At 62.1% G+C, this 5,404-nt stretch carries 7 protein-coding genes and 1 pseudogene; 2 read left to right on the forward strand and 6 right to left on the reverse strand.

The features are described from left to right. A partial coding sequence (locus AC56LK_RS25095; protein WP_497187167.1) for a transposase occupies window positions 1-113 on the forward strand: 113 nt, incomplete at its 5' end. A 218-nt stretch (window positions 114-331) separates the two neighbouring features. Then, window positions 332-1,057 (forward strand): choice-of-anchor K domain-containing protein, encoded by a 726-nt coding sequence (locus AC56LK_RS25100; RefSeq protein WP_497187162.1) that lies wholly within the window; start codon window positions 332-334, stop codon window positions 1,055-1,057. Window positions 1,058-1,283: 226 nt separating this feature from the next. Here AC56LK_RS25100 and AC56LK_RS25105 read toward each other — a convergent pair whose 3' ends face one another. The 6 genes and pseudogenes from AC56LK_RS25105 to AC56LK_RS25130 form a co-directional block, all read right to left on the reverse strand. After that, window positions 1,284-1,490: a cold-shock protein gene (locus tag AC56LK_RS25105; RefSeq protein WP_436108123.1), complete on the reverse strand. Its 207-nt coding sequence runs from the start codon at window positions 1,488-1,490 to the stop codon at window positions 1,284-1,286. A gap of 190 nt (window positions 1,491-1,680) precedes the next feature. Continuing rightward, window positions 1,681-3,138, reverse strand: a complete 1,458-nt coding sequence (locus AC56LK_RS25110) for a hypothetical protein (RefSeq protein WP_497187163.1) — start codon at window positions 3,136-3,138, stop codon at window positions 1,681-1,683. A gap of 36 nt (window positions 3,139-3,174) precedes the next feature. Beyond that, complete coding sequence (locus AC56LK_RS25115; protein WP_497187164.1) at window positions 3,175-3,705, reverse strand: hypothetical protein; 531 nt, start codon at window positions 3,703-3,705, stop codon at window positions 3,175-3,177. Window positions 3,706-3,715: 10 nt separating this feature from the next. Next, on the reverse strand, window positions 3,716-4,396 hold the full coding sequence (locus tag AC56LK_RS25120) for a C39 family peptidase (RefSeq protein WP_497187165.1): 681 nt from the start codon (window positions 4,394-4,396) through the stop codon (window positions 3,716-3,718). A gap of 13 nt (window positions 4,397-4,409) precedes the next feature. Next, on the reverse strand, window positions 4,410-4,787 hold the full coding sequence (locus tag AC56LK_RS25125) for a hypothetical protein (RefSeq protein WP_497187166.1): 378 nt from the start codon (window positions 4,785-4,787) through the stop codon (window positions 4,410-4,412). Window positions 4,788-4,850: 63 nt separating this feature from the next. Next, window positions 4,851-5,404: pseudogene (locus AC56LK_RS25130) on the reverse strand (hypothetical protein); the annotation flags it as partial.

The raw sequence follows: 5,404 nt of genomic DNA on the forward strand, positions 1-5,404 counted from the left end.
TGGAAGGCGTCAACAATCGCATCAAGGTCATCAAGCGCATGGCCTACGGATTTCAAGACGCATCCTACTTCTTCCTGAAAATCAAGGATGCGTTCCCCGGGAAAGTGCGATGAACCTATTTTGATCATCTTGTCGATAATATTTACAGTTACGTTTAATTGAAAGTAAAAGACTAGGTATTTCAAGGACTTATGTGGCTGGCATGATTCTGGCTTTAAGGGAAATACCAAAACATAAACTGGGAAATGTTACTGAAAGTCAAATTATGAATTAGGGAAAGAATGGCCAATAAGAAAGTATTACATCTCTAGTATTCCTGAAAGGAAATAAAATGTTTACTCTTCGTTCTGCAGTTTGCGCTTCGGCTCTTGCCATCCCACTATTCATGACTGCCGGCGTGGCAAATGCCGCTATCGTTACGGGTAGTTCTGGCGGTACGTTCTCCGATGTCACTAACTGTAATGGCGATAATTGCCGTCGAAACACCACCAGCAACGGCGCCAACACCCAGCTCGAATGGGGCTACACCACTGGTTTCCTTGGCATTGGCGCCCAACCCGGTTCGACGCTGACTGGAGTGGATCGTACCTGGAATGTGCCCACCAACGCCAATGACGTTGTATTGGCAGAATTAGTCTGGTTCAACAAGGCTACTCCTTCCGGTGTAACGCCGGATGTGTTTAGTGCCAAATATACCTTGGTAATTAACTTCACAAGTCCGACCGTTACCGGCGATACCGAGGTCTTCCAACTGAATATCACCAATCCCACGAATAATACTGGCGATTTTATCAATGGTTTGCTGATGGCCGACCTTGCAAATCTCTCGTTCAACCTGGGCAGTGTCCTCATGTCGGACCTGAAATACATCATCGGCGGAGGCGGAGGCAGTTTCAGCTCGAATACCTGGTATAACCCGGAAAACACGACGTCGAAACTATATATTACCGCCGACTTCAAGGACAAGCCGACCATGGTGCCGGAGCCTGCTTCGCTTGGTCTGCTGGCGATCGGCTTCCTTGGGCTTGGCATTGGTATGCGTCGCCGTCAGGCCTGAGTAAGCGCTACGCGCGATCGAAGCGGCAGGCCACCGCACTGTCAATGGGCCGATAAAAAAGCTTGCGCTTGAAAGCGCAAGCTTTTTACATTGGATTCGGCATGGGCGGAAAACGGGCCGCCTCTTGAACGGTACGCGGCGCGATGACAACCCCAAAAACAAAGAGCACGTCCTTCGACGTGCTCTTTGTTTTTGCCCGTCCCTGGCGCGGCCAGGGCAGCGCGGCTTACGCCTGCGGCTGGATGTTCGCTGCCTGCTTGCCTTTCGGGCCAGCAGTGATGTCGAAGATCACGCGCTGGTTTTCCGCCAGCGACTTGAAGCCTTGGGTGTTAATGGCCGAGAAGTGTGCAAAGACGTCTTCGCCGCCACCGTCCGGGGTGATGAAGCCGAAACCTTTTGCATCGTTGAACCACTTTACAGTGCCAGTCGCCATGGTAATTCCCTCTTGAAGTTTATCTGTTTTATTCGCGTTGTCGGCCTACCTGGAGGCTATAAAACCAGCGGCGTGCTCAACATTGCAAAAATGATTATAGAGACAATTTTTTAAAAGTGAAGCAACTTTTGCAATCGTGCGCTCCTCTTTTCAACATCGTGCCGCCGGTCTCCGACAGCGGCCCAATGGTTCAGAAACTCAGCGGCATCCGCACCGTCAGCGACACGTCCGGGGTGTCGCGCGTCACGCCGGCGCCCACCGCGATGCTCAGCGAACGCTTGTCGTTGAAGCGGTACGAATAGCCCAGCAGCAGGGTGCCGAGCTGGGTCCGCACCGATCCCGGCACGTTCTTGCCGTTCTGTTTCATGCGTCCCACCGTGCTGTGGTCATAACCCAGGCTGAGCGAGGCCTTGTCGTTCAGCGCCAGGCCCATGCCGAAGTTGAAGCCGATGATCGCGCCCGGTGCCAGCTCGCCCAGCGGCTCGCGGATGTTGTTGCGCACCAGGCGTTCCACGTTGCTGCGCTTGAAGTTGTGCAGGTAGCTCAGGTTACCGAAGAACACCGCCGGGTCGGACGGGAACAGCCAGGTCAGGCTGCCCTGCAGCGAGTGGAAGCCCGAACCGGTCGGCAGCGACAGCGGCAGGCCGGTGCCGGTCACGTTCTCGCCGATGCAGCGCGTCTGGCAGTCGGTCACGACTTCGAAGGGGTCCTTGCCGGTGACCGACTTGTAGCGCAGGCCGCCGATGTAATAGGCCTTGTCCGGGCCGCCGTTGTTCAACTGGTAGCGCCCGGCCACTTCGACGTCGCCCATGTCCTTGCCGCTGGTATTGAAGACACGCTCGACCGCCGTGCCGGTGAAGATCTCGCGGCTGACGGTGGCGTCCGAGCGGTACACGTAGGGCAGCTTGACCTCGACTTCCATCCGGTTGTTCAGGCCGGTACGCGCGGTGAGCGAACCGGTGAAGGTGTTGCGCTTGATCTCGCGCACGTCCACCAGGCCGATCAGGAGCGCCGGGATGACGGTGTAGCCGACCAGCGCCACCCGGTTGCTCGACGAGTAGCCGAACTGGATCGCGGGCTCGAGGATGTACCTGCCGCGCGGCGTCAGCACGCCCGGGGCTTCGAACAGCGGCGCCACTTCGGGCGGGCGCTGGTCTTTCTGGTTGCGGTTCACGCTGGTCTGCTGCGCCTGGGCAGGCGCACGCGCCGCCGTCTGGGCCGGAGCAGGGCCGGGAGCGGCCGGCGCCGGGGTCGACGGCGGCCGGCTGTTGTTCGGCGCATTGCTGTTCTGCGCGGTTTTCTGCGCGTTGTTCTGCGGCGCCGCCGTGCCGCTGTTCTGGCCACCGGTGCCGCGCTGCTCGGACAGCAGCAGGTCGTCGGCGCGCGGCGGCAGTTCCAGGTTATCAGCCAGGACCGGCCTTGCCTCGTCGCGCCGCTCTTCGATGCGGTCGATCTTGGCGCGCTGCGCCTGCAGTTCGCGCATCAGCTTGTCGACGAGTTCGCGCTGCGCCGCCAGTTCGGCCTTCAGCGTAGCCAGTTCGGCGCTCTTGTCTGCATCGGTACCAGGCGGCTGCTGCGCATGGGCGAGCGGGGCCAGCAGCATCGCCGCCAGGCCCGCCGCGCCGAGGCGCGCGACGTGAGTGGGCATTCGTTTCTCCATCGGCAGGTTAATAATAATGCAATATTACAGGCTTCCTGCCGAGCGCACGATTGCGTCCCGAATGGTTCCGTGAAAATTAATGTCCTTGAGGAGTGCCATGCTGTTGACGGTCGAGGAAATGGTCGTCTGGGCCAGGATGGCCTGGTGGTCCAGGCTGTTCTGTACCAGGGTGGCGCCGCTGCCCAGGGCGATATCGTTGGGCGCGTAATTGCTGCCGCCGATCTGGATCAGGCGCGCCGTGCCGAGGGCGTCGCGCGCCTGCAACAGCTGGTCCGCGTTCATCGAGGCGACGTCCGGAATGACGACATTGGTGCGCGACAGCACCTCGCCGTTGACGGAGACCACGCGTTCGATCCCGAGCGAGATATTCAGGCCGCCCGGCACGTCGAAGCCCCCGCGGGCGTCCTCGAGGACGGCGGTGTCCACCGGCGCCCATTCGTCGGCGCCGATGATGGCGGCCTGCTTGCCGGCAGCTTCCTGGGCCAGGGCTGCGCCGCAGGCTCCGGCCAGCAGCGTGGCCGCGAGGGCCCGGCCTGCGTGTGTGAGCCAGTGCATGGTATTCCTTTCAAAAGTCGCCAGGGCCGAACTTCGGCAGGCTCTGGCTGTACTGCTCCTGGTTGATGCCGGTGCCGAGCGGAGCGCGCGGTGCGGCACGCCAGTCGTCGGCGCCATTGAAAGCCACCTTGCCCGGGAATTTGTGTACGACGAACAGCAGTTTGTTGGCCCACAGTTCCATGAAGCGGTCGCGCGTCACGGAACGGGTGCCGCTGGACGGGTCGCCCAGCAGGATGCGGCCATCCTCGGCGCCCTTGATGACGACGAAATGGTTGTAGCCGCGGTCGCTGATCAGGACGATCGCCGGCAGCTTGGCTTCGAGCAGCTTGTCGAGCGGCTGCTGGAAGCCGTCGCCGACGAAACCGCGGGTGGCCAGGTAGCGCTTCATGTCGAGCATGGAAAAGCCCTGCTGGCGGATCTTGGCCTGGTCGCCGCTCAGGAACATCTTCTCGAAGACTTCCTTTTCGCCGACCGGGGTGTTGTAGTGGTAGGTCAGCAGGGTGGCCAGGGCGGCCGATCCGCAGCTGAAATCGAACTGCTGGCGAGTGGTCTTGCGGAACTTGATGTCTTTTAAAGAGGTGACCGGCACCGTGGCGCGCTGGCCGATGGCCAGCTCGATGCTCGATGCCAGGCATCCCGGCGCCAGCAACATGCCGCACAGCGCGGCGGAGATGGCGAACAGTTTTTTCATAAAGCCTTCATGCCTATTGCAGCCGGAGATTGATGACCGTGGCGTTCTGGATCAGGACGTTCGAGCCGCTGTTCTGGATCACCATCGGCAAGCCTTGCGCATTGGCGAAGGAGCCGCTGTCGATGACGTTGTTGCCGCTGACGGTATTGACCGCGGTGTTGTTGCCCACCGTGCCACCCAGGACGGCTTCGGTATGGACGGTGTCGTCCTTGCCGCTGGCATGCCCCAGGCGGTCGGCCGTCACGGCCTCGCCGAAGCTGCTGTCGGCGGGGGCCGCCTTGACGTCGTACAGGAAGCTGATCTTGACCGGCAGCTTCTCCGGATCGGCGGCCTGGACCGCCAGCGGTAGCGCGACCAGCGCCGCCAGCACGAATCGGTTCACAGGTTTCATAAGATTCCTCTCGGTTCGAAAAACCGCCGCGCGGCGGGAGCCGCACGGCGGTCACTGCTGGACTTACTGGCCGGAGCCGACGGTCATGTTCGACTGAACGTTGACGCTCTGCTGGATCAGCGACGAGAAGCCGTTGTTCTGGCTGATCACCGAGACGCCGGCAGCCGACTGGGCAATGTTCGACATGGTGTTCGACATGTCGAAGGTGCCGGTGGTCACGCTCTGGGTGCCGCCGTTGCCGCCGGTGCCCGCGCCGCCTGCGCCGCCGGTGGCTGCGCCGCCGGTGTTGGTGCCGCCTGCGCCGCCTGCGCCCGAGGTGTTGGTGCCGCCTGCGCCGCCTTCGCCGCCAGCGCCGCCGGTAGCTTCACCCGAGGTGGCCGCGCCGCTGGTCGAGGTGCCGCCGGTGGCTGCACCACCTGCCGCGCCTGCGCCGCCTGCGTTCGATGCGTCGCCGCTCGCTGCGCCCGAGCCGCCTGCGCCGCCCGCTGCACCGGCACCGCCTGCGCCGCCTTCAGCGCCTGCACCGCCCGCACCGCCGGCTGCACCGGCACCGCCGGCGCCGCCTGCACCGCCCATGCCGCCTACGCCGCCTGCCGCGCCTGCGCCGCCGGTCGAGG

The organism is Telluria sp. ZB4P36 (assembly GCF_059685865.1).